Below are 25,177 nucleotides of genomic sequence, written 5' to 3'. Positions count from 1 at the left end.
GATCAGGATCGCTTCAGCCACCTGCCGCCCATGGCCAGCCTCGGGGTCAACATCGACCACATCGCCAACGTGCGGCAGGCCCGCCGCACCGTCGAGCCCGATCCGGTGCGCTGCGCCCTGCTGGCCGAGCTGGGCGGCGCCGACGGCATCACCGTGCACCTGCGGGAGGATCGGCGCCATATCCAGGACCGGGACGTGGAGCTGCTGCGGGCCACCGTCCGCACCCGGCTGAACCTGGAGATGGCTGCCACGGCGGAGATGGAGGCGATCGCCCTGCGGGTCCGGCCCGACATGGTGACCCTGGTGCCGGAACGCCGGGAGGAGGTGACCACCGAAGGGGGCCTGGACGTGGCCGGACAGGTGGAGAGCCTCGCGCCCCTGACGGGGCGCCTGATGGAGGCGGGCATCGGCGTCAGCCTGTTCGTCGATCCCGACGACGCCCAGCTCGAGGCCAGCCGCCAGTGCGGCGCCCGCTGGGTGGAACTGCACACCGGCGCCTATGCCGAGGCCGCCTGGGGGGAGCAGCCGTTCCAGCTGGCAAGGATCACCGAAGCCACCGCCATCGCCCGGGAGCTCGGCCTGCGGGTCAATGCCGGCCATGGCCTCACGTATCACAACGTCGAACCGATCGCCGCGATCGAGGGGATGGAGGAACTGAACATCGGCCACACGATCGTGGCCCGCGCCCTGGTGGTCGGCCTCCAGGAGGCGGTGCGGCAGATGCGGGCGCTGGTGCAGAATCCCCGCCGCGACCCGCTGTTCGGCGACCGCCAGCCCTGAGGCCCCTCCCGCCATGACCCGCTACCACTTCGTCGCCGCCAGCCGTGCCTTCCTGCTCGAGGAGGAACCCCTGGAAGAGGTGCTGCGCGAGCGCCGGCGCAACTACGCCGAGAAGGACAAGGCCATCGACTTCTGGCTTCTGGAGCGCCCCGCCTTCCTGGAGGCTGCCGAGCTGGCCGCCGGCCTGGCCGCCGTGCCGAGGCCGGCGGCGGCAGTGGTGTCCACCGACGAGAAGTTCATCACCTTCATGAAGCTGCGGCTGGAATTCGTGGCCGTGGGCAGCTTCGAGGCACCCAGCGCCACGATTCCCGACCCGCTGGCCACCCTGAGCTGAGCCAGGGGCGGCGGCGGGCGCCGGAGCGGCAGGTCAGAACAGGCCCAGGAAACGGCGCCGGGGCGCGTCGGGACCACCGTCCTGGTCCGATGCCGCGGGACGGGGTTTGCCCTGGCCGCCGTCCTGCTGGTAGCGCGGCTTGCTGTCGCCGATGGTGAGGGGGGCCTCCTTGTTTTTCCACCAGATCCAGTCCCGGATCGGCGGTGTGTTCTGCAGTTCCCAGCGGGTCAGGCCCAGCCCCAGCCGGGAGGACGCATCGAGCAGCACGTCCAGCATCTGCTCGCCGTCACTGCAGCGGGCCAGGGCCTCGTTGGTGCGCTTCGCCCCGTCGAGGGCCTTCACCAGGGCGTTGACGCGCTGGGTGACCGGCAGATTCTTCAGGTCCATCGCCCGTTGCCTCCAGGGTGCACCGAGGGCGCACCGTATCAGCGCTGGAGACCCGCCGGCGCCGGCGGGGGTGACAGAAACCCACTCCAGAGGCAACACTTGGGGGGAAGCATCCTTCTTGATGACGTTCCCGGACCGGCGTCCACCCCATCACCGTCCACCCCAGCACTGGGTCATCGGTGATGTCCATGGATGCGCGGACGCTCTGCAACGCCTTCTGGTCCAGTTGCCGGCCGGCGATCGTCTGGTGTTCTGCGGCGATGTGATCAACCGCGGCTCCCGCATCGAGGAGTCCATGGAACTGGTCTGGGACCTGGTGCGTCGCCAGCGGGCGGTGTGGCTCAAGGGCAACCATGAGCGGGACCTGGTGCGTCAGCTCGACGCGGGCCTGGCGTCCGGCCGTCCCGACCTGCACGGCAACGACACCTACCGCCAGCTCGGAGCGGCCCGCTGTCGCCTCTGGCGCGACCGCCTCGACCAGCTGCCCCTCGCCTACTGGGGTCAGGGCTGGGTGGCCACCCATGCCGGCTTCGATCCCCGCACCTGGCAACCCGACCTCAACGTGAGGCTGGCCTTCTGGCAGGCCTACGACAACCGCTTCGGCGAGGTGATCGTCGGCCACACCCCGGGTCCCGGCCTGCGGCGCCTGGGCTCGATCGTCCTGCTCGACACCGGCGCCTGCTACGGCGGCGATCTCACCGCCTATTGCCCCGAAACGCGGCTGACGCGCCAGGTCAGCAACGGGGCAGCGGCGGGCAGCCCGATGGCGGCCCCGTCCCCCGGCTCGGCGCTGAGCCGCGCCCTCTGAGCCCGCCCCTTTGCTGACGGTCTTTCGCAGCAACCGGGCCGAGTTTCTGGCCCGCGTGCTGGCCACCCAGCTCCGCCTGTACCCGCCCGATCCGTTCGAGCAGGTCCAGGTGGTGGTCAACACCTGGCCCACCAGCCGCTGGCTCGGCGAGCAGCTGGCCGAACACCTCGGCGGCATCGCCGCCAACCTGCGTTTTCCCTTCCCGGGCAGCCACCTGCGCCAGCTGGTCGACCAGCTGCTGGCGCCCACCGGGGAGGTTCCCGCGTCCGGAGGCATCGATCCCTGGCGTGCCGACCGCCTCGTCTGGCCCCTGCTGGGCCTGTTGCCGGCGGTCGCCGCCGCACCGGAAGGGGAGCCGCTGCGCCGCTGGCTTGCGGACAGGGGGGCGGGAGCCCAGCTGGAACTGGGCCACTGGCAGCTGGGGCGGGCGATCGCCGATGCCTTCGATGACTACGCCCTGTACCGGCCCGAGCTGCTGCGGGCCTGGGAGGGCGGGCAGGCGGTCGATGGCCACGGCCGGCCGCTGCCGGACAGCCAGTGCTGGCAGCCCCTGCTCTACCGCGCCCTGCGGGCGGAACTGGGCGCCGAACCGTTCGGACGCCGGGTGCAGGAACTGATCGCCCGGCTGCGCCGCGGCGGCCCCTGCCCCGAAGCGGGCGGCCCGCCCCTGCGACTCTTCGGCCTGAGCAGCATGGCGCCGATCCAGGTGCAGCTCCTGCAGGCCCTCAGCCGGCACCGCAATGTGGACCTCTACCTGCTGACGCCCTGCCGCGATCTCTGGCAGCGCTGCGGCGAGCGCCGCCGGGAGCTCAGCGACGCCCTGGCCCTGCGCCAGCCGCTCGACGCCGCCTGGCTGCTGGAGGCCCCGGGCCTGGAGGCCCGCTTCGGCCGCCTGGGGGGAGAGTTCCAGCAACTGCTCGAAGGCACCGGCGAGGCCCAGCTGGGGGAAGAGCAGGAACGGGACCTCTTTTTCTGGCCCGCCAGCGGCCGTGCACCGGCCCCCCTGCTGGCCCAGCTGCAGGAGCAGCTGGCCGATCCGGACAGGATCCCTTCGCTGGCCATGGACCCGGAGGACCACTCCCTGGAGTTCCACGCCTGTCCCGGTCGCCTGCGCCAGGTGCAGATCGTGCGCGACCGCCTGCTGCAGCTCCTGGCGGCCGACCCCGGCCTTGAACCGCGGGACATCCTGGTGATGACGCCCGACATCGACGGATTCGCCCCCCTGGTGGCTTCGGTGTTCGGCGATGGCCACGCCACGGGCGTGGAACTCCCCTGGCGACTCACCGACCGCAGCCAGCAGGACGGGGCGGGGATGGGCAGCACCCTGCTGCTGCTCCTGGAGCTGGCCGGCACCCGGCTGACCGCCACCGGCCTGGAGACCCTGCTGGGCTGCCGGCCCCTGCTGGAGCGGTTCGGTCTCGAGCTGGCCGAGGCGACCCGCCTGGTGGAGGCGCTGCAGGAGGCGGGCTTCCGCTGGGGCCTGGACGGCCAGGAGAAGGACCCGCTCTGCCACAGCCTGGCCTGGACGATCGACCGGCTGCTGCTTGGCCTGGTGCTGCCCGCCGATGCGGGCCTGGCGCCCGGGGAGACCGCCCCCTGGGAGGCGGGGGTCCCCCTGGAGCTGGCCGGCCGCTGGCTGCACCTGCTGGGGCGGCTGCGCCACTGGCTGGCGGAGCTGCGCCGGGGCGGCACCGTGGGTGTCTGGGCAGAGCGGCTGCGACGGCTGATCGATGACCTCTTCGGGGACACCGACGACGATGCCGGCGAGCGGCCCGAGCTGATGGGGGCCATCGACGCCTGGCAGACGGCCGCCGGTGCCTGCGCCCTGTCCCTGGAAGCGTCGGTGGCGGCGGCCGCGCTGCGGGAGCTGCTCGGGGCCGAGAGCGGCCGTTTCGGCCACCGCAGCGGCGCCCTCACCATCAGTGCCCTTGAACCGATGCGGGCCATCCCCTACCGGGTGATCGTGCTGATGGGGCTGGATGCGGGCCTGTTTCCCCGGCCCGGCGACCGGCCCGCCTTCCATCTGATGGAGGGGCAGCGCCAGCTCGGCGATCCCCACCCCGCCGACCAGGACCGCTACGTGCTGATGGAGGCCCTGCTCTCCGCCCGGGACCACCTGCTGCTGAGCTGGAGCTGCCGCGACGACCGCACCGGCGCCGCCCTGCCCCCCTCGGGACCGGTGGGCCAATGGCTGCAGTGGCTGGCCGGCCCGCTGGATGCGGAGGCCATGGGGCGGCTGCTGGTGGAGCACGCCGCCAATCCCCTCGACCGGCGCAACTTCCTGCCCGCCCCCGGGCGGGAGGCCCCCAGCTGCGACCGGCGGTTGCTGGAGGCGGTGCGCCGCCTGGCCGGCGATCGGCCGACACCGCCACCGGCGCTGCTGGCCGGAGCGACCCCTCGGGAGGCTCCCCCCGCCGGCGAGAGCGAGGCCTACGCCGACCTGCGGGACTGGCTGGTGGCACCCCAGACGCACTGGCTGAGGTCCCTGGGCCTGCGGCCTGGGGAGTGGGAGAAGCGGGTGGACGACCTCGAGGCCCTGGCCCTGGGGGAGAGGGAGCGCTCGTCCCTGCTGCGGGGGACCCTGCAGCGCAGCGAAGCGGATCCTGGCGAGGCGGCCCCCGGGGAGGCCGCCGACTGGCTCGACCGGTACCGGGGCCAGGGCCTGTTGCCGCCAGGGGCGGCGGGCGCCATGGAGGCGGAACTCCTGCAGCGCCGCTGGACGGGCCTGGTGAACGCCCTGGAGGCCCTCGGCCCGCCCCGGCGACCCAGCCACCACTGGGGCCCCTGGCAGGCCGCGATCCCCTGGCGGGGCGAGGCCGTCGTGCTGGCCCACACGGCCCAGGCCCGGGTCAGCCACCGGCTGGAGCTCTGGCTCCAGCTTCTGCTGGCCAGCGCCGCCGGTCCCCCCCCACGCCGGGGGGTGCTGATCGCCCGGGACGGCGATGGCTACGTGCCGGTGATGGAGCTCACGGCACCGGACCCGGAGGCGGCACGGGATGAACTGGAGCGGCTGGCCGGCCTGCAGCGCCAGTGGCGCAGCAGGGGGTGGCCGGTGCCGCCGGAGACGGGCTGGAGCCACGTGGCAGGCGAGCGGAAGAAACCCGGCCAGGGACGGGCCCGGGCCGCCGGCACCTGGGAGGGGTCCGGCTTCCACGCCGGCGAGCGGGATCGGGCCGAGATGGAGGCCTGCTTCGGCGCCGGCCTGCCGGCGGACGATCTGCTGACCCCGGAAGTCCTGGCCCTGGCGAGCGACCTCTTCTCCCCCCTGCTGGCGGCGGAGGTGGAGCGATGACCATCTCCGGCGACGGCCCCTGCGGGCCCGAGCGCTTCGAGGCCAACGACGTCAGCCTCGATGACGGCGTCGTGCTGCTGGAGGCCAGCGCCGGCACCGGCAAGACCTTCGCCCTGGCCCATCTGGTGCTGCGGCTCCTGGCCGAGAAGCGGCTCGGCCTGCGCGAGCTGCTGGTGGTGACGTACACCAACGCCGCGGCGGCGGAGCTGCGCGATCGCATCGGCCGCCGGCTCCAGCAGGCCCTCACCGGACTCCAGGCCCTCACCGGCCTCCAGCCCCCAGACGGCTGGACGGCGCCCGATCCGGTGCTGGCCGAATGGCTGGAGCGCCAGCCCGGGGAACCTGGCGCCCGCGCCACCGTGCAGGGCCTGCTGCTGCTGGCCCTCGAGGAGCTCGACGCCGCCGACATCACCACCATCCACGGTTTCTGCCAGCGCACCCTGCGGCGCCACGCCATGGAGGCCGCCCGCCCCCCTGAGCTGACGCTGGAGACCGACGCCGGCGACCTGGTGCGCCAGGTCGCCCATGACTACTGGCAGCAGCAGGTGCTGGCCCTTCCCCTGCATCTGGTGGAGGGGCTGGCGGAGGCCATCGACCTGGGGGATCTGGAACGGCTGCTGCTGCTGCTCGATGGCGACCCTGGCCTGGCCCTCGATCCCCTGCCGGCGGGCCTGGGCCTGGAGCGGCCGCTGGCCGCGCAGCTGACGGCGCTCTGGGAGGAGCCCTGGGCACGGTTCCGGCAGGCCTGGCTGGACGGGGGCGGCGACCTGGAGCAGACCTTCCGCGCCGCCGCTGCGGAATGGCGGGCCACCGGTGCCAGCGCCACCACGCCCTATGCCGTCAGGCCCAGAAGCGATCGCAGCGAGCTGGTCGACGCCTGGCTCGCCCAGCAGCCCGAAGGCGGCAGCTACGCCGCCCTGATGGCCCAGAAGGAACTGGGGTCCTATTTCCACCCCGAGCCCTTCTGCCGGGCGGCCCGCAAGGCGGAAGGGGCGGAGCGGGAGATCCGGCTGCCCGGCCACGGGCTCCTGGAGGCGGTGGCCGCCCTGCGGGAAGGCCCGGCGGAGGCGGTGCTGCTGCATGGCTGCCACTGGGGGGGGGCGGAGCTGGCCCGACGCCGGGCCCGCAGCGGCAGCATCGGCTTCGCCCAGCTGCTGGAGGGACTCGACCCCGGCCCGGACGCCACCGCCCCCACCCCCCTGCTGCGGGCGGTGGGGCAGCGCTACAAGGCCGCCCTGATTGATGAGTTCCAGGACACGGACCCGGTCCAGTGGCGGATCCTGCGGCTGGCCTTCCCCGGCGACGCCCACCTGCTGGTGATGGTGGGGGATCCGAAGCAGGCCATCTACCGCTTCCGCGGCGGTGACCTGGACACCTACCGGCTGGCCCGCCGCAGCGCGGCGCGGGTGCTGGCGCTGCAGGAGAACCGCCGCTCCAGTCCGGCGCTGATCGGGAGCCTCAACGCCCTGATGGCACCGGCGGGCCTGCCCCGCTCCGGCCTGCCGGTGCCGGCGGTGCTGGCCCGTTCACGGCGGAGCGGACCCGACGGCATGGCGCCGGTGCGCCTGCTCTGGCTGGGGGGCGATCGGGGGGCGGGCGACTCCCTGCCGAGCCGGGGTGGCCTGGAGGACCGCCTGCCCGCTCTGGTGGCCGACGCCGTCCTGGAGCTGCTGGAGGAGGCCCCCGCCCTGGCGGTGGGCGACGGGCGGCCGCCCAGCCCCCTGCGTGCCGGCGACATCGCCCTGCTGGTCCACAACCACCGCCAGGCGGAGGAACTGCGCAGCGCCCTGGAGCGGCGCCAGATCGCCAGCCGACTGGTGAGCAAGGCCGACGTGTTCGCCAGCCCGGCCGCCACCGCCCTGCAGCGGCTGCTCGATGCCCTGGCCGATCCGGCCGATCCCGGCCGTCTGCGGCTGCTGGCCGCCTCCCCCCTGCTGGGCTGGTCGGCGCAGCGGATCGCCGAAGCCGCACCGGCCGAGTGGAGCGAACTGGCCGGCCGGCTCCAGGCCCTGGCCCGGGACCTGCCCCATCAGGGACCGCTCGGGGTGCTGTCGCGGCTGGTGGACGGGGTGGGGCTGGCCCGGCTGAGCGTCAGCGGGCGGCTGCTGGCCGACCTGCAGCAGGTGGCCGAACTGCTCCAGGAGCGATTGCACGTCGAACGGCTCTCCCTGGTGGCCGCCGCCGACTGGCTGCGGCGCCTGCGCCTCGACCAGACCCGGGCCAGCGGGACCATCCCGGAGTCGCACCAGGCCCACAGTGACAAGGCCGACGAGGCGGTGACGGTGATCACGGTGCACCGCAGCAAGGGACTGGAGTTTCCCGTGGTGATCTGTCCCTACCTGTGGCAGGCGGCCGGCACAACCCCCGCCGGCGGCCACCGGGTGGGCCTCCGCTGGCATCCGCCCGGCGGCGCCGGCGCCCACCTCGACCTCCACCTCCGTCCTGCCTGGGGACGGGGATGGCCGGCGCTCCGCCAGCACCGGGATGCGGAACGGGCCGAGCGGGAGCGGCTGGCCTACGTGGCCGTCACCCGGGCCCAGCACCTGCTGCTGCTCGCCTGGGGGCCGGCGAAGGGCCAGCAGGCCAACCCCCTGTTCCCCTGGCTCTTCCCAGACGACCCCCTGCCCGACCCCGAGGACGATGCCCCCATCGGCGGGCGCGGCGACGGGGACTGGCTCCTGCGGCTGGAGGAGGAGATCGGGCGTCGGGCCCTGGGGCTCGAGTTGCGCCTGGTCGCCGCGGAGCCGGGCGCCCCGCGGACGCTGGCGCCAGCGCCGGCGGCGGCCGATGCCCTGCGCTGCGGGCCGGTGCCCCAGCGCACGCTGGACACGAGCTGGAGCCGCAGCAGCTACACCGGCTGGACCCGCTCCGCCCACGGCGCCGGCGTCTCGGAGGCGGCCCTCGACCAGGGCCGCGACACCAGCGATCCCAGCCCCGAAGGCGAGGCTCCGGAAGGGGGGGACGCGGCCCTGTGGCCAGAGCAGGGTCCCCTGGCCGGCTTCGCCCGCGGCCCGGGGGCCGGGGACTGTCTGCACCGGATGCTGGAGCAGCTGGACTACCGGGTTCCCACCGACACGCCGGCCAGCCGGGAGCTGGTGGAACGGGAGCTGCGCCGGGCCGGGCTGGAGGCGGAGGACCTGGAGCCGCTGCTGCGGGGCCTGGAGCAGGTGCGCCTCACCCCCTTCGGCGGCGGGCTGGGGTCCCTGCGGGTGGCCGATCTCGGGCCGGAGCGCCGGCTCAACGAACTCAGCTTCGACCTGACCCTCGGCTTCGTCAGGGCGGCGCAGCTGGCGGCGGCCTTCGCGGACCATCCCGGCGGCGCCTTCGGTGCCGCCTACGCCGCCACCGTGGGCAGCCTGCCGGTGGCCAGCCGCGGCTTCCTCACCGGCTCGATCGACCTGATCTTCACCGCCACGGATGCCGATGGCCTGGAGCGCTGGTGGGTGGCCGACTGGAAGAGCAACTGGTTGGGCCGGCGGGACGGCGAGGGCAAGCCCCTGGCCTGCGGCCCCTGCCACTACGGCCGGGAGGCGATGGCCGCCCTGATGGCCCAGAGCCACTACCCCCTCCAGGCCCACCTCTACCTGGTGGCCCTGCACCGCTACCTGGCCTGGCGCCTGCCCGGCTACGACCCCGAGCGCCATCTGGGGGGGTACGCCTACGTCTTCCTGCGCGGGGCACCCGGAGAAGCGGGGGCGCAGGCCCCAGGCGGAGCGGTGCCGGGCATGTTCGTGGAGCGCCCGCCCCTGGGCAGGCTCCTGGCCCTCAACAGGGCCCTGGGCGGCCATGCCGCCGCCGGTGAGGAGGCGCCATGAGGGATCCCTTCCTCCCCACCCCCCAGCCCTGGGTGGCAGCCCTGGCCCTCGGCCTGGCCGAAGCCCTGCCCCGCCTGCACGGCACCCCCCCCGATCCCCTGGTCGGCGAGCTGATCGCCGCCCTCACCGGCGCCCTGGCCCGGGGCGAGCTGGAGCTGGACCTGCGGGGTCCGAGACCGGCGGAGGTGAGCGAAGGACCCTGGCCGGAGGGGCACCGCCAGGCCCTGGCGGCCAGTCCGCTCTGCAGCGATCCGGACGGGCCCCTGGCCCTGGATGGGGATCGGCTGCAGTGGCGCCGCTGGCAGCGGCAGCGGCGGGCGGTGATCGAGGCCCTGATCGCTCGCGCCGGGGCCGTCGAGCCGGGCGCCGACGACGAGGGGCCTGGCTCGACGGCCCCCGACGCTGCGGCTCCCGGCGCCCCCCGGAGCCTCGATACCCGGCAGCGACAGGCGGTGGCGGCGGTGCTTCGCCACGGACTGGTGCTGCTGGAGGGGGGACCCGGCACCGGCAAGACCAGCACGGTGGCGGCGATGATCGCGGCCCAGCGGGCAAGCCAGCCCGACGCCCGCGTCCATCTGGCGGCGCCCACCGGCAAGGCGGCGGGCCGGCTGCGGACCGCCACCGGCGGCACCCTTCCCTGCACGACCCTGCACCGGCTGCTGGAGAGCCGCGGCGACCGTTTCGGCCGCCACCGCGGCCGGCCCCTCGACCTCGACCTGCTGGTGGTGGATGAGGTCTCGATGGTGGATCTGGGTCTGATGGGGGCCCTGCTGGAGGCCCTGCCCAGCACCTGTCGGCTGGTGCTGGTGGGCGACCCGGCCCAGCTGCCGCCGATCGCCCCCGGGGCCGTGCTGGAGGACCTGCAGCGGCCCGAACACCGCCGCCGGCTGGGGGACGCCGCCATCACCCTGACCACCACCTACCGCAACGCCGGGGCCATCGCCGCCGTGGCCGCCGCCCTGCGCCAGGGACTGGGGGCCGCCGCCGGCCCGCAGGATCCGGATCCGATCGCCGCCATCCGCCCGCTGCTGCAGGCCCTGGAAAGCACCGACAACCTCCAGTGGCGCCCCTGCTCCCCCCGGACCCTGCCGGCGGAGCTGCTGGAGCGGCTGCGCCGCCACCAGGCCGAGCTGGCCCGGCTGGCGGGGCGCTGCCGGCCGGGCTCCGAGCAGGGATGCCGGGCGCTGCTGGCCGAACGGGACCGCCTGCTAGTGATGGCGCCCCAGCGCCAGGGCCGCTGGGGTCTGGAGGCGATCCACCGCACCCTGCTGGGGGGGCGTCGGGAGGGCGATCTTCAGGATCTCCCCCCGGGCACCCCCGTTCTCTGCCGCCGCAACCTGCCGGAACTGGACCTGGCCAACGGCGATGTGGGCGTGCTCGTGGGCGGCCCCGGGCCCTCGGCACGCCTGCTGTTCGGGGACGGGGAGGGGGAGCCGCTCTGGATCCACCCCGGCCAGCTGGGCGGCGCCGCCGAGCCGGCCCTGGCCCTGACGGTCCACAAGGCCCAGGGCAGTGAAGCCGAGGAGGTGATCGTGCTGCTGCCCAGCGGCGCCGCCCGCGACGGGCGGCTGCTCTACACCGCCCTGACCCGGGCGCGTCAGAGGGCCCTGCTGCTCAGCGCCGGGGAGGACGGGCCCGCGGCCGGGGAGGAGCCGTAAGGCTTCTTCATTCATCGCCACAGCCGGCAATGTGTCTACGAAAAGTGAACCGCACGGGGGCAGCTCCGACCCCTGTTCCATACTTCGTCCATCGGCGCGGTTCACCCGGGCCGAACTCACCGGAGCCCCTGCTCCAATAGTCTCCACCGCTGGGATCTCTCCCTTTTCGGGAGCCCCTTGATTCCTCGAGTCCCCCTTTGAGGAATGCCCTCCTGCATCGTCACGAAGGTGCGAACCGGCCCCACCGGATCAACCCTTTCAGGTGCCCCGAGGTCGACAGGGACAACCCCATGGATTCCCTGGCCCCAGGTGGTTCCGGTCAGTCTTTTTTCCATCCCCTCGCCCCCTCCCGCCGCCATCGTTCCCGACCCGCTGACCGTGTCTCTGCCTGCGATCCCAGGAGAGCAACGCGATGGCTGAGCGGGTCCAGCGACCCTGGGGATGGTTCGAGACCCTCGCCACAGGCCCCGGCTACCTTGTCAAGCGCCTGCGGATCACGGCGGGGCAGCGCATCAGCCAGCAGCGCCACCGTCAGCGCAGCGAGCACTGGGTGGTGGCGGCGGGCGAGGGAGTGATGGAGGCCGACGGCGGCTCGATCACCGCCTTCCCCGGCGCCACCCTGTTCGTCCCCCGGGGCGGCCTGCACCGGGCGTCGGCCGGAGCCACCGATCTGGAGATCATCGAAGTGCAGCTGGGCGAGGAGCTGCGGGAGGAGGACATCGAGCGTTTCGACGACGATTACGGAAGGGTGGTAAAGTCTGATTTCAACCTTTGAGCAAGGGCAAGGCAGCCCGGGTGCACGGCACCCATCTCCAACGGTCCGCTGCCGGCCTGCGTTGAAAAGGATTCACCAGGCTCCCGCATCCCGTGACCCAGATCATTGACGGCAGCACCCTCGTCGGTGCTGCCGATTCCCAGGCGGCCCTCGCGCAGCCCTGCGAGGACGTGAACGCGCCCTCCTCCATTGCCCTGGAGAGCGCCGCCGACCGCGACCTCCCCGAAGCGCCCCTATCCGCAACTCCCCAGGCCGCCATCGCTTCCGATGACGCCGCCCCGGAAACGGCCGCCACCGTAACGACAGCTCCCGAAACGGCGGCTCCCGTCAGCGCCTTCGCCGCCTTCGGCCTGCGCCGGGAACTGCTGGAGGGCCTGGCGGCCATCGGCTTCGAGGAGCCCTCGCCGATCCAGAAGGCCGCCATCCCCGAGCTGATGCTCGGCCGCGACCTGGTGGGCCAGGCCCAGACCGGCACCGGCAAGACGGCCGCCTTCGGCCTGCCCCTGCTGGAGCGCCTCGATCCCGGCCAGCGCACCCCCCAGGTGCTCGTGCTCACCCCCACCCGCGAACTGGCGATGCAGGTGGCGGAGGCCTTCAATAGCTACGCGGCCTGCATGAAGGGCGTCAAGGTGCTGCCCGTCTACGGCGGCGCCGACTTCCGCGACCAGATCCAGCAACTGCGCCGGGGCGTCCAGATTGTCGTCGGCACCCCCGGGCGGGTGATGGACCACATGCGCCAGGGCACCCTCGACCTCTCCGGGCTGCGCAGCCTGGTGCTGGACGAGGCCGATGAGATGCTGCGCATGGGCTTCATCGACGACGTCAAGTGGGTGCTCGAACAGCTGCCCGCCGAGCGTCAGGTGGTGCTGTTCTCCGCCACCATGCCCCCGGAGATCCGGCGGATCTCCCAGAACCATCTGAAGAACCCGGCGGAGGTCACCATCCGCCAGAAGGCCGCCGACGGTCGCCGCATCCGCCAGCGGCACCTGGTGGTCAACGGTCCCCAGAAGCTCGAGGCCCTCGAACGGGTGCTGGAAGCCGAGGGCAGCGAGGGGGTGATCATCTTCGCCCGCACCAAGGCCATCACCCTCACCGTGGCCGAGTCCCTCGAGCAGCACGGCTACGACGTGGCGGTGCTCAACGGCGACGTTCCCCAGACCCAGCGGGAGCGCACGATCGAGCGTCTGCGGGATGGCCGGGTCAATGTGCTGGTGGCCACGGACGTGGCCGCCCGGGGCCTCGACGTCGACCGTATCGGCCTGGTCATCAACTACGACATCCCCTTCGACGGGGAGGCCTACGTGCACCGCATCGGCCGCACCGGCCGCGCCGGGCGCAGCGGTGAGGCGATCCTGTTCCTAACGCCCCGGGAGCGACGCTTCCTCGGGGGTCTCGAGCGGGCCGTGAACCAGCCCATCGAACCGATGGAGGTGCCGGGCAACGCCAGCATCAACCAGCACCGCCTCGACCGGCTGCGCCAGAAACTCACCACCGTCCTCCAGCAGCCCGCCTGCAATCCCGAAGAGCGGGCGCTGCTGGGCGAGATCCTGCAGCGGGTGGCCCAGGAACAGGCCTGCACCCCCGAGCAGCTGGCCCTCGCCGCCCTGGAGCTCGGACTGGGTGGCAAACCCCTGCTGCTGCAGGGCGAGGAGCGCTGGGGCCAGGGCCGTGCCGGCGCCCCCACCAGGGACCGCGACCGAGGTGAGCGGGATCGGGGCGGGGAACGCCGCCCCTTCAACGACCGTCACCAGGAACGCGGCGAGGACGGTCCCGAGGACAACATGGAACGGTTCCGCATCGAGGTGGGCTGGCGGGATCGGGTCAAGCCCGGCAACATTGTCGGCGCCATCGCCAACGAGTCCGGCCTGGCCGGACGATCGATCGGGAAGATCCGCATCTTCGACGCCCACAGCACCGTCGACCTGCCCAAGGGCATGCCCGACGACGTTTTCGCGGACCTGCGTCGGCTGCGGGTGATGAACAAGGAACTTCAGATCTCCCGGCTGGGCTCCTGACATCCCCTCACCGGCGCTTCTCACGCCACTCCCCCATGCCTTCCCAGCAGCGGCCCCCTTTCCCCTCACGGCGTTCCCGTCGGCGGTCGGGTCAGGCCGGTCTGATCCTCAGCCTGGTGGCTCTGGCGTCCTTCGGGCCGCTGGAGCGCCCGGCTGAGGCGGCCTCCGGCCCCATCCTCGAGGTGGTGCGCTCCATCTGCCTCTCCGCCTTCGAGACGGAGCTGGCCCAGTCCGGGAAGAAGGCCCCGGACGGCATGGCCAGCTTCGCCTGCGACTGTGTGGCCGATCGCATCTCCAGTGGCAGCAGCATCGCCTCGGCCCGCAGCAGCTGCCGGGACGCCACCTCGAAGCGCTACCCGATCTGAAGCCCGATCAGGCACCTGGCCAGGCCGTCAGGCGCAGAGGCGGGTGACCTGCTCACAGCCCGTCACCTGGAGCTCGCTCACCGCGAGCTGCTCCACGGCGGCGATCAGGGTCATCTGGACCTCGTGACTTTCGCTCGCCACCAGGACCTGCAGCAGGTCGAACAGATCCTGGGAACCGAGCTCACCATCCTCACGCCAGGTGAGGCTCCAGGGCACAGGGGCGGCTTTCATGGGATCAACTGGATCAGGGTTTGCTGACAATGGAGCGGCACGGGCGGGGGTGGGCAGATTTTTTTGTTTTCCTTCGCATCTGCTTCAAGCTTCGCCATGGTGGCCCGGGTCACGGTTGTAGGCTTCCGGGAATTCCATGCCGCTCTGGCTCCCTTCGGCACGCATCGACGGCTCGGGCCCAACGGAACCGGACCCGACCCTGGGTCCGTTCTCAGCTCCATGCCGACCGCCTGCTTTCCCTGGGATTCCCGACACCGGAGGAATCCGTTCCAGCTTTTTCATTGAATGACCATCTACGTCGGCAACCTCTCGTTCCAGGCCGAACGCGAGGACCTTCTCGATCTCTTCGGCCAGTACGGCGAGGTCCGTCAGTGCAGCCTGCCCCTCGACCGTGAGACCGGCCGCAAGCGCGGTTTCGCCTTCATCGAACTCGCCGACGATGCGTCCGAGCAGAAGGCCATCGACGACCTTCAGGACGTCGAATGGATGGGTCGCATGATCCGTGTCAACAAGGCCACGCCCCGTGAAGGTGGTGGCGGCGGTGGCGGTGGCGGCGGCCGCTCCGGCGGCGGCGGCTACGGCGGTGGCGGCGGTCGCCCCGGTGGCGGCGGTGGCCGCTCCGGTGGTGGCGGCGGCTACGGCGGTGGCGGTGGCGGGGGTTACGGCGGCGGTGGCGGCGGCGGCGGCGGCAATCGCTGGTGAGTCCGGCGGCGGCCAGGGCCGTTGATGGCCCCACGGAGCCAGCCCCGACAGCGGCAGGGCTGAAACGCCTGCTGCGCAGCCTGCGGCCCCACCGCAGGCTCGTCGGGCTGGCGGCCGCCTGCTCGATTCTCAACAAGCTCTTCGACCTCGCGCCCCCCGTCCTCATCGGTCTGGCGGTCGATGTGGTGGTCCAGCAGCGCACCTCCTGGCTGGCCGGCCTCGGCTTCACCACGGTGCCGGGCCAGCTGGGGGTGTTGGCGGTGCTCTCGTTCCTGATCTGGAGCGCCGAGTCCCTGTTCGAATACCTCTACGCCCTGCTCTGGCGACGCCTTGCCCAGACGGTGCAGCATGAGCTGCGCATCGAGGCCTACGACCATCTCCAGCACCTGGAGATGGGCTTCTTCGAGGCCGGCAGCAGCGGGCGTCTGCTCACGGTCCTCAACGACGACATCAACCAGCTGGAGCGCTTCCTCGACCAGGGAGCCAATGACATCCTGCAGTTGATCACCACCGTTGTGGCGGTGGGCGGGGCCATGGTGGTCCTCTCCCCCACGGTGGCCGGCGTCTCCTTCCTGCCGATCCCCGTGATCCTCTGGGGGTCGCTCCGCTTCCAGCGGCGCCTGGCCCCCCGCTACCGGGAGGTGCGCGAGCGGGCCGGCGACCTGGCCAGCACGCTCAGCAACAACCTGGGCGGCATGCTCACCATCAAGAGCTACGCCGCGGAGGCGTGGGAGAAGCAGCGGCTCATCGCCCAGAGCCAGGCCTACCGCGCCAGCAACGGCCGGGCCATCCGCCTGTCGGCCGCCTTCATCCCCCTGATCCGGTTCGCGATCCTCTTCGCCTTCATCGCCATCCTCGTGATCGGCGGACTGCAGGCCTGGAGCGGCGCCATCGCCATCGGCACCTACTCGTTCCTGGTCTTCATCACCCAGCGGCTGCTGTGGCCGCTCACCACCCTGGGCCGCACCCTCGACGACTACCAGCGCGCCATGGCCTCCACCCACCGGGTGATGGACCTGCTGGACACCCCTGTCGCCATCCCCAGCGGCAACCTGGCGCTTCCCATCGCCGATGTCCGCGGCCAGATCCGCTTCGAGCGGGTCGACTTCGCCTACAGCGGCCGGGAGCGGCTTCTCGAAGCCTTCGATCTGGAGGTTCCCGCCGGCGCCACCGTGGGGATCGTGGGGGCCACGGGCTCCGGCAAGAGCACGATCGTCAAGCTGCTGCTGCGGCTCTACCCCATCCAGGGCGGGCGGATCCTGCTCGACGGCCTGGCGATCGAGCAGCTGTCCCTGCAGGAACTGCGCCGCGCCATCGGCCTGGTCAGCCAGGAGGTGTTCCTGTTCCACGGCACCGTGGCCGAGAACATTGCCTACGGCAGCTTCTCTGCCACGCGCGCGGCCATCGAACGGGCAGCCGGCCTGGCCGAGGCGGCGGGTTTCATCGAGGCGCTGCCCCAGGGGTACGACACCCTGGTGGGGGAACGGGGCCTGCGCCTGTCCGGTGGCCAGCGCCAGCGCATCGCCCTGGCCCGGGCCATCCTTAAGGATCCCCCGGTGCTGGTGCTGGACGAAGCCACCGCCGCGGTCGACAACGAAACCGAGGCGGCGATCCAGCGCTCCCTCGATCGGATCACCGCCTCCCGCACCACCCTGGTGATCGCCCACCGCCTGAGCACGGTCCGCCACGCCGACCGCATCGTGGTGATGGAACAGGGGCGCATCGTCGAGAGCGGCGGGCACGACGAGCTGCTGGCCAGAAACGGCGCCTATGCGGCGCTCTGGCGGGTGCAGACGGGGCTGAGGCCGGAGGAGGCCCTGCGCTGAGCCCAGTGGGCTTAGCGTGGATTCAATGAAGATTTCTCAACCGAGCACCGAGGCCCAGGCCAGGAAGGGAGCCCAGCCCAGGTCGTCCCGCCGCCGCACCCCCGTGGTTCTGGCCATGGTCTGCGGCTTGGGGGCGGGCCTGCTGCTGGCCGGACCCCTGGCCCAGCTGATCTCGGCCCGGGCCACCGCCGGGGGCAACCCGGCGCTGACCAATCCCTTCGCCGCCTGGAGCGGCGGCATGGACGGTCAGGACGTCCTGATTCTGGGCACCGACGTGGGCGGTGGCAACACCGATGTGATCGCCACCCTGCGCATCGATGGCAAGCGCACCAGCATCACCCAGATCCCCCGCGACACCTACATCGAGGCCGAGAGCTTCGGCCCGGTCAAGATCAACGCCCTCTACAGCCTGGGCGGCATCGAGGCGGTGAAGCGGGAGATCTCCCAGCGCCTCGGCCGCCCCATCCAGCACCACCTGGTCGTCAACCTCTCCTCGATCCGCCAGATGGCCGATGTGCTCGGGGGCATCGAGGTCGACGTTCCCAAGCGCATGCTCTACGTCGATCGCAGCCAGGGGCTGTCCATCGATCTGCAACCCGGGGTGCAGACCCTGCGTGGCAAGGATCTGGAGGGTTTCCTTCGCTTCCGCCACGACGAGACCGGCGACCTGGGGCGCATGGACCGCCAGCAGCTGGCCCTGAAGTCCCTGTTCCGCAAACTCACCCGGCCCGAGTACCTCGTGCGGCTGCCGGCCCTGATGATGGCCGCCCGCAAGGACCTCAAGACCGACCTCGGTCCCATGGAGCTCGGGGGCCTGATCACGGCCATGGGCAGCACCCAGCTCGACACCGAGCGGCTGGACGGCCGCCCCTTCTACAAGGACGGCATCAGCTACTGGGACGCCGTCTGGCCGGCTCCGGAGAACGACCCCCTGGAGGCCGGCAACGAAGGCCAGGCCAACGCTACGAACGGCCGCCACCGTTTCCTTTTCTGACCTCTTCCGCCGGAGCCGGAGCTTCGTCGCTGCCCCCGTCGGGCGGGTGGCCGTCACGGTCGGAGAGGGTGATCAGGGCCAGGCCGAGGGCCATCAGCACCGGCACCGGGCTGGAGACGGCCACCGTGACCCCCAGGGCCGCCGTGAACCAGATCGAGGCGGCGCTGCTCAGGCCCCGCACCTCCGGAATGCTGTGCTTCGAGCGCACCGGAGGCACCAGGATCTCGCCGGCCCCCAGAAAACCGATGCCCGCCGCCACCCCCTGGATCACGCGGCTGCGGGCCTGGGCATCGGGGCCGGCGGCCAGGACCATCAGGCAGGCACTCATCCCCACCAGCACATGAACCCGCAGGCGGTTGGGGTGGGCGCGGCTGCCGTGGTGCGCCCGGTTGAGGCCCACCGCCAATCCACAGAGCACCGCCATGCCCAGCCGCAGCAGGGCCTCCAGATCCGGGCTCAGCGAGAGGACCATGGCTGTCCGCGGCACGGTGGGGGGTGTTCAACCATGGCGCATCGGCCAACGGCCATGGACCATGGGCCTCCATAGGCTCCTGCCAGCCCAGCGCCACGAGGTCCGTGCGGTCCGCCCTGCTTCGCAACAGCCTGAGGCTCGGGGTGGCCGCGTTCCTCACCGCCGCCCTGTCGCTCTGGTTCGAGCGGATCGCCTATGTCTGGTACCCGATGCTGGCCGTGGTCACCGTCATGGAGGACGGTGACGACCTCAGCCTCCAGGCCGCCAGGGTGCGGGTTTTCGGCACCATCACCGGAGGGCTGGTCACCTTCCTGGTCCACACCGTGCTGTCCGGCTGGCCGGGGGTGCTGGTGTCGCTGCTGCTGATGCTGCCCCTGCTGCGCTGGCTGGGTTGGCAGTCCGCCGCCGGGACCGCGACGCTGGTCAGCCTGATGTTCCTGATGATCCCCAGCCATGTGGCCCTGAACTGGGATTACGTGTTCAACCGCACCCTGGACACGGCCGTCGGCTGCGTGATCGCCATCGTGGTGGGGCTGCTGTTCTGGCCCCGGCGGGGATGCGACCGGCTGATGCGTCTGGAGGCCGGGCTGCGCCAGGGCTATGCCGCCCAGCTGGTGCAGCAGCGGAGCTGGCTCGCGGGCCATGGCGAGCGGCCCCAGCCCCTGCCCCCGGCCAGGCTCAGCCACGACCTGGTGGCGATGGAGCAGCTGCTCGCCCAGGAGCGACGGGGCCCCCATCAGCAGCGGCTGCAGCGGCAGCACTGGTCGCAGCGGCTGCAGCTGTGGGGCGCGGTCCAGCACCACTGGGTGCAGTGGGAGCGCCTGCTGGGGGGCCTCCCCGACCGCCTGGGCCAGGACGCGGAGCCCGGCGATCCCCTGCAGGCCGGCATGGCACGCATGGCCGCCCTGCTTAGCGGCGACACCCTTCCAGCCCTGGCCCCGGACCCCGGGCCCTGGCAGAACCTGGCCCGGCGCCGCTCCCTGCCGCTGCTGCCGCTGCTGGCCCTGGCCGAGGAGCAGCATCCGCTGCTGGCCAGCCTGCGGACCCTGAGCCTGGTGGCCCGATGCTGATCCGCCGCTCCGAGCTGCGTCTGGCCCTGACGGCCGGGCTGATGAACGGGCTGGGGTCCCTGGCCCCGTTGGCCTACGGCTTCTACGCGCCGATGGCCGTGCTGGTGGTCTGCACCGGCACCTACGGGGGCTCCATCGGCCTGGGGCGCCAGCGGCTGCTGGGGTCGCTGGTGGGGGGGGTGGTGCTGGTGGTCTCCTTCACCGGCCTCAGTCACCTGCCCCTGCCCCTGGGGCTGAGCCTGTCCCTGGTGGCGATGCGGCTGCTGGGGGGGGCGCTGGGGCTGGAGGTGGGGTACAAGGTGGGCAGCAACATCATCGTGATGGGCTGGCTGGTCCACGACGGTGAACTGGGGATGTGGGTCCCGGTGCGGCTGTTCTGGACCGCGGCCGGCATCCTGGTGGCCCTGCTGTGCCTGCGGCTCTTCTGGCCCGACCTGGCGGTGGAGGGCAACCGGCAGCGGCTGCGGCGGTTCCTGGCCGAGCTAAGCGGAGCCCTCACCGCCCAGGCCGACCGCCTCGAGGCTCCGGCCGTCCCCGCGCCGCCGGGGGCCCTGGTGGCCGCCCGGCAGCTGGAGCTGGAGACGGCCCAGGGGCTGCGGCGCCAGCTGGTGGCGCTGCGCCAGGCCATGCCGGCGGTGGCCGATGAGCTCGGCAACAACCCCACCAGCCATGCCACGTTCCGGCTGTTCCAGCTCCTCAACGGGGCCGGCTCCCAGCTGGTCGGCGTGGTCGACGGGCTGCGGCTCCTTGAGCACACCCCTGCGGATCGGGGGCCCCTGGAGGGACTCCACGGCGCCCAGGCCGAACTGCTGCGGTCGGTGGCCGGGCGACTGGAGCAATGGCGCCACTGCCTCGAGGTGCCGCACCGCCATCGGCCGGCGCCACCGGCCAAGGCCATGATCCCTCCGACCCGCTGGGGGAACCTGGAGCGCTCGCTGCACGATCCGGACCTGGACAGGTTCGATCTGCCCCTGCTGCAGCGCAATGCCAGCCGGCTGATGCTCTGCGGCCAGGCCCTGCGCAGCATCGAGCAGGCGGAGCACAGCTGGCGGGCCCTGGGGGAGGCCAGCGGCTGACGCCATGGCTGCAGCGCGCCCGTCCCCTCCGCAGGCCCCCGGGTGCCGCCGGGCGCTGACGCAGGCGCTACTGCTGCTGGCCGCTGCCGGATCCGGCAGCGCCGAACCGCTGGCCCCCGGGCCCGGGGCTGAGCCGGCGCCACCGGAGCCGCCCCTGATCCAGCTGGAGCCGGGCTGGGGCACCCTCCAGCAGACCCTGGGCCTCCCGGCCTGGGTCGATCTGGATCTGGAGATCCTGGCCGAACCGATGGCCAATCCCGTCGGCGGTCTGGTGATGGAGGCGAACTGGATCCAGCAGACGACCCTGGCCCTGACCCTGCGAGCCCCCGCCGGCGAAGGGGCGGCAGGGGAATGGAAGCGATGGGCGATGCATCTGGCCATCGCCGCCTACAACGGCGACCCCACCTATGCCGAGAGGCTGGGGGCGGCGCTGCCCCTGCAGGAGGTGGCCAACCCGGTGGGGTTCTGGCCCACCCGCGCCAGCCTGGAGCGCCGCTCCGACGACGGTCGCTGGAGCCTGGAGGCGGGGCTGGTGGGCATGGCCCCGGACCTGTTCAGCACCCCGATCGAGGGCTTCTACGTCCACGACGCCCTCAACGGGGCGCCGGTGGTGTTCACGATCCCGAACTTCCCCGTCTTTCCCGTGGCGGCGCCGGGCGCCCTGCTGGTGCTGCGGCCGACCCCGGCCACCACCCTGCGGCTGGCCAGCTTCAACCTGGCCGCCACCGATGAGGTCGCCAAGCTCCTGGGAACCGCCAGCGGCCTTCCCCCCGGCCGGGGCTGGACCCATCAGCTGCAGTGGAGCTACGCGGCTCCCTGGCTCAACCGCCGGCTGGGGGCCCCGATCGCCGCCTGCCGCGAGGGGGGTGGCCTCAGGCCCCGGGGGCAGAGCTGCGGCCAGCCGGTAGCGGTGGAACGGCAGCTTCCCGGCGGGCTGCTGCAGCTGGCGGCCTATGCCGGGACCGGGCCGAACCGGGGCCTGTACGGCAGCGCCACCGTGCCCGTGGCCCTGCCCTGGGGCCTCGACCACCGGCTCTGGGCCGCCACTGCCGCGGGCTTCGACACGGCCGCCAATCCCACCCCCAGCTACATCGGCGGCGGTCTGGTGAGCCAGGGGGTGCTGCCCGGCCGTCCCCTCGACCTGCTGATCCTTGGCGTCGCCCGCACCGGCTTCAGTCCGATCAGCCAGCCCGGCCTGAGCCACGAAGGGGTGGTGGAGCTGGGGTATCAGATCCGTTTCAACCAGTCGTTCAACCTGCAGCCCAGCCTCCAGTGGATCCTCAATCCCGGTGGTGCCGGCCGCGTGCCGGGCCTGTTCGCGGCGGGCCTGCAGCTGGGTTTCAGCTTCTAGGAGCCGGGGAGGCCGATGTCGAGCAAACTGGGCGCCGGACGGGGGGAACGGGAGGCCATGGGGGGCAGCGGAACGGGGCGGCCCCTGGCCAGGTGGATCCTCGCGGGGATGGTGCCCGGGATGGTGCTGAGCTTCGGCCTTGGAACGGGGCCCGTCGCGGGCCAACCCCTGCCGGCGGCCAGCGCCGGCGACGTGCGACGTCTCGAGCGCCGCTGGAACGAGCTGGATCGCCAGATCCGTGCCCTCGAGGAGCTGCTGCCCGCCGAGGCGACACCCCACCACGGTGACGGGTCCGCCAGGCCGGCGCTGCCGGAGGCGCTGCTGGGGCCTGCGGAAGCCAGCGCGTTTCCCGGGCCACCGCAGGACAGCCTTCCCCTACCGCCCCTGGCGCTGCCGGAGGCCGCCGATCTCCGTCCGGGCCAGCTGCAGGCCCTGAGCCTGGAGCAGTCGCTGGCGATCGGCTTCGCCAACAGTCCGGGCCTGCAGGCCCGCCGCGAAGCGGTGGCGGCGGCCCTGGCCGAGCTGCAGAGCCAGATGGGCACCTACTGGCCCCGGATCTCCGCCTACGCCGCCGGTGGCACCGACCAGGCCAGCACCAGCTTCTTCTCCCCCACCGGCACCGGGACCCTGTTCGCCCCCAGCAACCCCTTCTTCATCCCCCCCGGCGGCAGGGGCTCCCTGAACAACAACGCCAACGGGGTGAGCGGCGGCCTCGAGCTGCGCTACGAGCTCCTGGATTTCGCCCGCACATCGAAGGCGCGGGCCGCCCTGGCCCGACTGCGCGGCAGCCGCCTGGACTACGCCGATGCCCTGCGGCGGCTGCAACTCTCCCTGAGCGAGAGCTATTACCAGCTGCAGCGGGCCGACCAGCTGGTGCGCATCCGCGAGGCCGTCGTGCGCAACGACCTGCTGATCCTGCAGGACAGCCTGGATCTCAAGCAGGCCGGGCTGGTGCCCCGGCTCGACGTGCTGCGGCGGCAGGCGATCGAAGCGGACGGCCAGGAGCAGCTGATCGCGGCCCTGGCGGAACGGGCGGTCGCCCGCCGGCGGCTGGCGGCCCTGCTCAACCTGCCACCCCAGCTGACCCCCACCGCCAGCGACCCGATCCGCCTGCAGCCGCGCTGGCCCCTCGACCTGGAGGCCAGCCTGCTGGCCTCCTTCCGGGACAACCCGGAACTGGAAGCCCTGCTGGCCACCCGCGAGGCCCTGCTGCGCCAGAAGGATGCGGTCGCTGCCGAGCTGTTGCCGAAGCTGTCGCTGTTCGCCAGCGCCGGGGCCGGGGCCAGCAACGCCAACAACTGGAACGTGCGCATCGCCGACGGCGGCTGCTGCGGCACCACGGTGGCCACCTCCCTCAACACCTACGGCACCGACTGGTCGGTGGGCCTGGCGGTGAGCTGGCTGCTGTTCGACGCCGGCACCACCCGGGGCCAGGCCAGGGCCCTGGCCCGCCGGGGTGCGGCGGTGGCCCAGCAGTACGCCGCCCAGCGCAACGACATCCGGCTGCGGATCGAGCAGGCCTTCCTGGGCCACGAGGCCAGCCTGGCGCGGCTGGTGGCCGCCAGGCGGGGCGTGGCGGCGAGCCTGGAGGCCTTCCGGGACGCCCGCCTGCGGTACCAGGCGGGCCTGAGCAGCGAGCTGGATCTCTCCAACACCCAGGAACGGCTGATCGCCAGCCTGGTCCAGCGGCTGGAGGCCACCGTGAACGTGAACATCACCTACGCCCAGCTGCTGCGCGAACTGCTGCCCATGCCGACGGACCCGGATGCCGCGGTTCCGGCGCGCCTGGAATGGAGCCCATGACGATTCCCCCCGAAGCGATCGATGCCGCCGACGCCCGCCGCGACGGCAGTCTGCGGCTCGGTCAGGTGGTCGCCCTGCTCCTGGTCGCGCCGCTGCTCCTGCTGATGCTGCAGCCCTACCAGTGGCTCTCGGCCCTGGGCTTTCGCCTCCAGCAGGCCTGGCCCCTGGGCGGGGATGGGGGCATCCCCGGCGGCAGCCTGCTGCTCGTGTTCGCCGGCACGGTGCTGCTGACCCTGCTGGCGAACGGTCCCCTCAAGGGCGGCCGCGGTGGTGGGCTCACCGGGGTGCTGGCGCTGCAACTGGAACGGGTGCACCAGGGTCCCGCCCGCACCGCGGCCCTCGCCTCCCTGGATCTCAGGCGTCAGCTGGCCCGGCTGCCGCTGCTGCTGCTCACCCATGGCGCCAGCCTGACGGTGGGGCTGGAGTCCCCCTCCGCCTCCCTGGGGGCGAGCCTGCTGCTGGCGCTGCGGGAGAGGGTGGCCCCCCTGAGGCGCCTGCCCCTGCCGGTGCTGCTGGCGACCGGAGCCGGGGCCGGCCTGGGCATCGCCTTCAACTCCGTCCTGCTGGGGGTCACCTATGCCGTCGAAGAACTCTGCCGGCGGCGTTCGGCGGCGCTCATCAACGGAACGCTGCTGACCGCGGGAGCGGGCGTCATGCTCGGGGTCGCCACCGGCCTCTGGGCCAGCACCCCGGATGCAGCCCCCGCCCACCAGGCCGGCGTCAGCCTGCTGGTGGGCGGGGGCCCCCACCTGATCGCACCCGCCCTGCTGCTCACCCTCGGGGCGGGATGGCTGGGCGGAGTGTTCAGCGGCGCCACCGCCTGGATGGCGGGGTGCTGGGGCCGCTGGCTGGCCAGGCCAGCCAAGGCGGGGGGATCGCCCTTGGCCAGGCCCCTGATCTGGGCCCTGCTTGCCGCCCTGGTGATCAGCCTGGCGGCCGTCGCCAGCGATGGCTGGAGCCTCAACGACGGCCAGCTGCTGATCTTGCGCATGGCCTACGGCGAGGATCGACCGGGGCTGGAAATCCTCCCCTGGCGGCTGGTCGCCTCGGTGCTGAGCATCGCCATCGGCGCCCCTGGCGGTGTCATGCACGACGCGATGTCACTTGGAGCACTGCTGGCCGGACCCCTGCTCGGCGACCTGCCGCCCCTGGAACGGCAGCTGCTGGTGTGGACCGGGGCGACGGCCCTGTTCAGTGGAGCCTGCCGCACGCCCCTGTTCTGCGCGCTGTTCGTGATGCAGATCGCCGGGACCATGGCGCTGTTGCCCTGGTTGCTGCTGGTGGCCGGCCTGGCGGCACCGATCGGCCGCTGGGTGAACCAGGACACCTGGAACGAGGTGCAGCTTGAACGCTGGCTGGACGCCCACGACTCGAGCATCGCAGAGAAACTGAAAAATGACTGAAAGTTTGCCGTCGTTCCTTC

Annotated in this window: 20 protein-coding genes; 17 read left to right on the top strand and 3 right to left on the bottom strand. The window is 72.6% G+C overall.

The genetic code is table 11. The annotated features are described in order from the left end of the window. The first annotated feature begins 30 nt into the window (after positions 1 to 30). Complete coding sequence (locus tag KUG38_RS01270; RefSeq protein WP_216918689.1) at positions 31 to 780, top strand: pyridoxine 5'-phosphate synthase; 750 nt, start codon at positions 31 to 33, stop codon at positions 778 to 780. Between the two features lie 13 nt (positions 781 to 793). Further along, entirely contained in the window at positions 794 to 1,114 is a 321-nt protein-coding gene (locus tag KUG38_RS01265; RefSeq protein ID WP_216918688.1) for an MgPME-cyclase complex family protein, read from the top strand. 33 nt (positions 1,115 to 1,147) lie between these two features. On the opposite strand, the gene KUG38_RS01260 is transcribed toward KUG38_RS01265, so the two are convergent. Beyond that, on the bottom strand, positions 1,148 to 1,501 hold the full coding sequence (locus tag KUG38_RS01260; protein WP_216918687.1) for a hypothetical protein: 354 nt from the start codon (positions 1,499 to 1,501) through the stop codon (positions 1,148 to 1,150). A gap of 121 nt (positions 1,502 to 1,622) precedes the next feature. On the opposite strand from KUG38_RS01260, the gene KUG38_RS01255 reads away from it, so the two are divergent. From KUG38_RS01255 to KUG38_RS01225, 7 genes are all read left to right on the top strand, one after another. Next, positions 1,623 to 2,309, top strand: coding sequence for a metallophosphoesterase (locus tag KUG38_RS01255; protein WP_216918686.1), 687 nt, complete (start codon positions 1,623 to 1,625; stop codon positions 2,307 to 2,309). A gap of 10 nt (positions 2,310 to 2,319) precedes the next feature. After that, entirely contained in the window at positions 2,320 to 5,601 is a 3,282-nt protein-coding gene (locus tag KUG38_RS01250; RefSeq protein ID WP_216918685.1) for an exodeoxyribonuclease V subunit gamma, read from the top strand. After that, positions 5,598 to 9,416, top strand: coding sequence for a UvrD-helicase domain-containing protein (locus tag KUG38_RS01245; RefSeq protein WP_216918684.1), 3,819 nt, complete (start codon positions 5,598 to 5,600; stop codon positions 9,414 to 9,416). The genes KUG38_RS01250 and KUG38_RS01245 overlap by 4 nt, the downstream gene beginning before the upstream one ends. Then, positions 9,413 to 11,074 (top strand): ATP-dependent DNA helicase, encoded by a 1,662-nt coding sequence (locus KUG38_RS01240; RefSeq protein WP_216918683.1) that lies wholly within the window; start codon positions 9,413 to 9,415, stop codon positions 11,072 to 11,074. The genes KUG38_RS01245 and KUG38_RS01240 overlap by 4 nt, the downstream gene beginning before the upstream one ends. 412 nt (positions 11,075 to 11,486) lie before the next feature. After that, positions 11,487 to 11,849 carry a phosphomannose isomerase type II C-terminal cupin domain gene (locus KUG38_RS01235; protein WP_216918682.1) on the top strand — a complete coding sequence of 121 codons (363 nt, stop codon included), beginning with the start codon at positions 11,487 to 11,489 and terminating at the stop codon, positions 11,847 to 11,849. A 92-nt stretch (positions 11,850 to 11,941) separates the two neighbouring features. After that, positions 11,942 to 13,864: a DEAD/DEAH box helicase gene (locus KUG38_RS01230; RefSeq protein WP_216918681.1), complete on the top strand. Its 1,923-nt coding sequence runs from the start codon at positions 11,942 to 11,944 to the stop codon at positions 13,862 to 13,864. 116 nt (positions 13,865 to 13,980) lie between these two features. Then, complete coding sequence (locus KUG38_RS01225; protein ID WP_216918680.1) at positions 13,981 to 14,229, top strand: hypothetical protein; 249 nt, start codon at positions 13,981 to 13,983, stop codon at positions 14,227 to 14,229. A gap of 27 nt (positions 14,230 to 14,256) precedes the next feature. Here KUG38_RS01225 and KUG38_RS01220 read toward each other — a convergent pair whose 3' ends face one another. Then, entirely contained in the window at positions 14,257 to 14,460 is a 204-nt protein-coding gene (locus KUG38_RS01220) for a DUF8633 family putative protein (protein ID WP_094584134.1), read from the bottom strand. A 285-nt stretch (positions 14,461 to 14,745) separates the two neighbouring features. Between KUG38_RS01220 and rbp the strand changes: the two genes are divergently transcribed. Genes rbp through KUG38_RS01205 form a run of 3 tightly spaced genes read left to right on the top strand, consistent with a single transcriptional unit; the run spans position 14,746 to position 17,982 of the window. Continuing rightward, on the top strand, positions 14,746 to 15,162 hold the full coding sequence (rbp, locus tag KUG38_RS01215; RefSeq protein WP_216918679.1) for an RNA-binding regulator: 417 nt from the start codon (positions 14,746 to 14,748) through the stop codon (positions 15,160 to 15,162). Next, positions 15,159 to 16,988: an ABC transporter ATP-binding protein gene (locus tag KUG38_RS01210; RefSeq protein WP_216918678.1), complete on the top strand. Its 1,830-nt coding sequence runs from the start codon at positions 15,159 to 15,161 to the stop codon at positions 16,986 to 16,988. The genes rbp and KUG38_RS01210 overlap by 4 nt, the downstream gene beginning before the upstream one ends. Before the next feature lie 25 nt (positions 16,989 to 17,013). Beyond that, positions 17,014 to 17,982 carry an LCP family protein gene (locus tag KUG38_RS01205; RefSeq protein WP_502988669.1) on the top strand — a complete coding sequence of 323 codons (969 nt, stop codon included), beginning with the start codon at positions 17,014 to 17,016 and terminating at the stop codon, positions 17,980 to 17,982. On the opposite strand, the gene KUG38_RS01200 is transcribed toward KUG38_RS01205, so the two are convergent. Continuing rightward, positions 17,951 to 18,454, bottom strand: a complete 504-nt coding sequence (locus tag KUG38_RS01200; protein ID WP_216918677.1) for an MgtC/SapB family protein — start codon at positions 18,452 to 18,454, stop codon at positions 17,951 to 17,953. The genes KUG38_RS01205 and KUG38_RS01200 overlap by 32 nt on opposite strands. A gap of 104 nt (positions 18,455 to 18,558) precedes the next feature. On the opposite strand from KUG38_RS01200, the gene KUG38_RS01195 reads away from it, so the two are divergent. From KUG38_RS01195 to KUG38_RS01175, 5 genes are read left to right on the top strand one after another with little or no spacing between them, the layout of a single operon-like run. Beyond that, on the top strand, positions 18,559 to 19,524 hold the full coding sequence (locus KUG38_RS01195) for an FUSC family protein (RefSeq protein WP_216918676.1): 966 nt from the start codon (positions 18,559 to 18,561) through the stop codon (positions 19,522 to 19,524). Then, the gene (locus KUG38_RS01190; RefSeq protein ID WP_216918675.1) at positions 19,518 to 20,600 is read left to right on the top strand and encodes an FUSC family protein; all 1,083 of its coding nucleotides are present in this window, start codon (positions 19,518 to 19,520) and stop codon (positions 20,598 to 20,600) included. The genes KUG38_RS01195 and KUG38_RS01190 overlap by 7 nt, the downstream gene beginning before the upstream one ends. A gap of 4 nt (positions 20,601 to 20,604) precedes the next feature. Beyond that, positions 20,605 to 21,951, top strand: coding sequence for a carbohydrate porin (locus KUG38_RS01185; RefSeq protein ID WP_216918674.1), 1,347 nt, complete (start codon positions 20,605 to 20,607; stop codon positions 21,949 to 21,951). A 15-nt stretch (positions 21,952 to 21,966) separates the two neighbouring features. After that, positions 21,967 to 23,754, top strand: coding sequence for a TolC family protein (locus KUG38_RS01180; protein WP_216918673.1), 1,788 nt, complete (start codon positions 21,967 to 21,969; stop codon positions 23,752 to 23,754). Further along, complete coding sequence (locus tag KUG38_RS01175) at positions 23,751 to 25,157, top strand: chloride channel protein (RefSeq protein ID WP_216918672.1); 1,407 nt, start codon at positions 23,751 to 23,753, stop codon at positions 25,155 to 25,157. The genes KUG38_RS01180 and KUG38_RS01175 overlap by 4 nt, the downstream gene beginning before the upstream one ends. Positions 25,158 to 25,177: the final 20 nt, after the last annotated feature.

This window comes from Synechococcus sp. CCAP 1479/9, assembly GCF_019038535.1.
GTDB lineage: Bacteria > Cyanobacteriota > Cyanobacteriia > PCC-6307 > Cyanobiaceae > Cyanobium.
Note: the sequence above shows the minus strand (reverse complement) of the source record. Positions and strands in the feature narration are given on the sequence as shown.

Excerpts from the sequence above, each read along its gene's own strand:
- KUG38_RS01220 (WP_094584134.1), bottom strand. The coding sequence starts at position 14,460 with ATGAAAGCCGCCCCTGTGCCCTGGAGCCTCACCTGGCGTGAGGATGGT.
- KUG38_RS01255 (WP_216918686.1), top strand. The coding sequence starts at position 1,623 with ATGACGTTCCCGGACCGGCGTCCACCCCATCACCGTCCACCCCAGCAC.
- KUG38_RS01235 (WP_216918682.1), top strand. The coding sequence starts at position 11,487 with ATGGCTGAGCGGGTCCAGCGACCCTGGGGATGGTTCGAGACCCTCGCC.
- KUG38_RS01180 (WP_216918673.1), top strand. The coding sequence starts at position 21,967 with ATGTCGAGCAAACTGGGCGCCGGACGGGGGGAACGGGAGGCCATGGGG.
- KUG38_RS01190 (WP_216918675.1), top strand. The coding sequence starts at position 19,518 with ATGCTGATCCGCCGCTCCGAGCTGCGTCTGGCCCTGACGGCCGGGCTG.
- KUG38_RS01240 (WP_216918683.1), top strand. The coding sequence starts at position 9,413 with ATGAGGGATCCCTTCCTCCCCACCCCCCAGCCCTGGGTGGCAGCCCTG.
- KUG38_RS01265 (WP_216918688.1), top strand. The coding sequence starts at position 794 with ATGACCCGCTACCACTTCGTCGCCGCCAGCCGTGCCTTCCTGCTCGAG.
- KUG38_RS01200 (WP_216918677.1), bottom strand. The coding sequence starts at position 18,454 with ATGGTCCTCTCGCTGAGCCCGGATCTGGAGGCCCTGCTGCGGCTGGGC.
- KUG38_RS01245 (WP_216918684.1), top strand. The coding sequence starts at position 5,598 with ATGACCATCTCCGGCGACGGCCCCTGCGGGCCCGAGCGCTTCGAGGCC.
- KUG38_RS01175 (WP_216918672.1), top strand. The coding sequence starts at position 23,751 with ATGACGATTCCCCCCGAAGCGATCGATGCCGCCGACGCCCGCCGCGAC.
- KUG38_RS01270 (WP_216918689.1), top strand. The coding sequence starts at position 31 with ATGGCCAGCCTCGGGGTCAACATCGACCACATCGCCAACGTGCGGCAG.
- rbp (WP_216918679.1), top strand. The coding sequence starts at position 14,746 with ATGACCATCTACGTCGGCAACCTCTCGTTCCAGGCCGAACGCGAGGAC.
- KUG38_RS01205 (WP_502988669.1), top strand. The coding sequence starts at position 17,014 with ATGAAGATTTCTCAACCGAGCACCGAGGCCCAGGCCAGGAAGGGAGCC.
- KUG38_RS01260 (WP_216918687.1), bottom strand. The coding sequence starts at position 1,501 with ATGGACCTGAAGAATCTGCCGGTCACCCAGCGCGTCAACGCCCTGGTG.
- KUG38_RS01185 (WP_216918674.1), top strand. The coding sequence starts at position 20,605 with ATGGCTGCAGCGCGCCCGTCCCCTCCGCAGGCCCCCGGGTGCCGCCGG.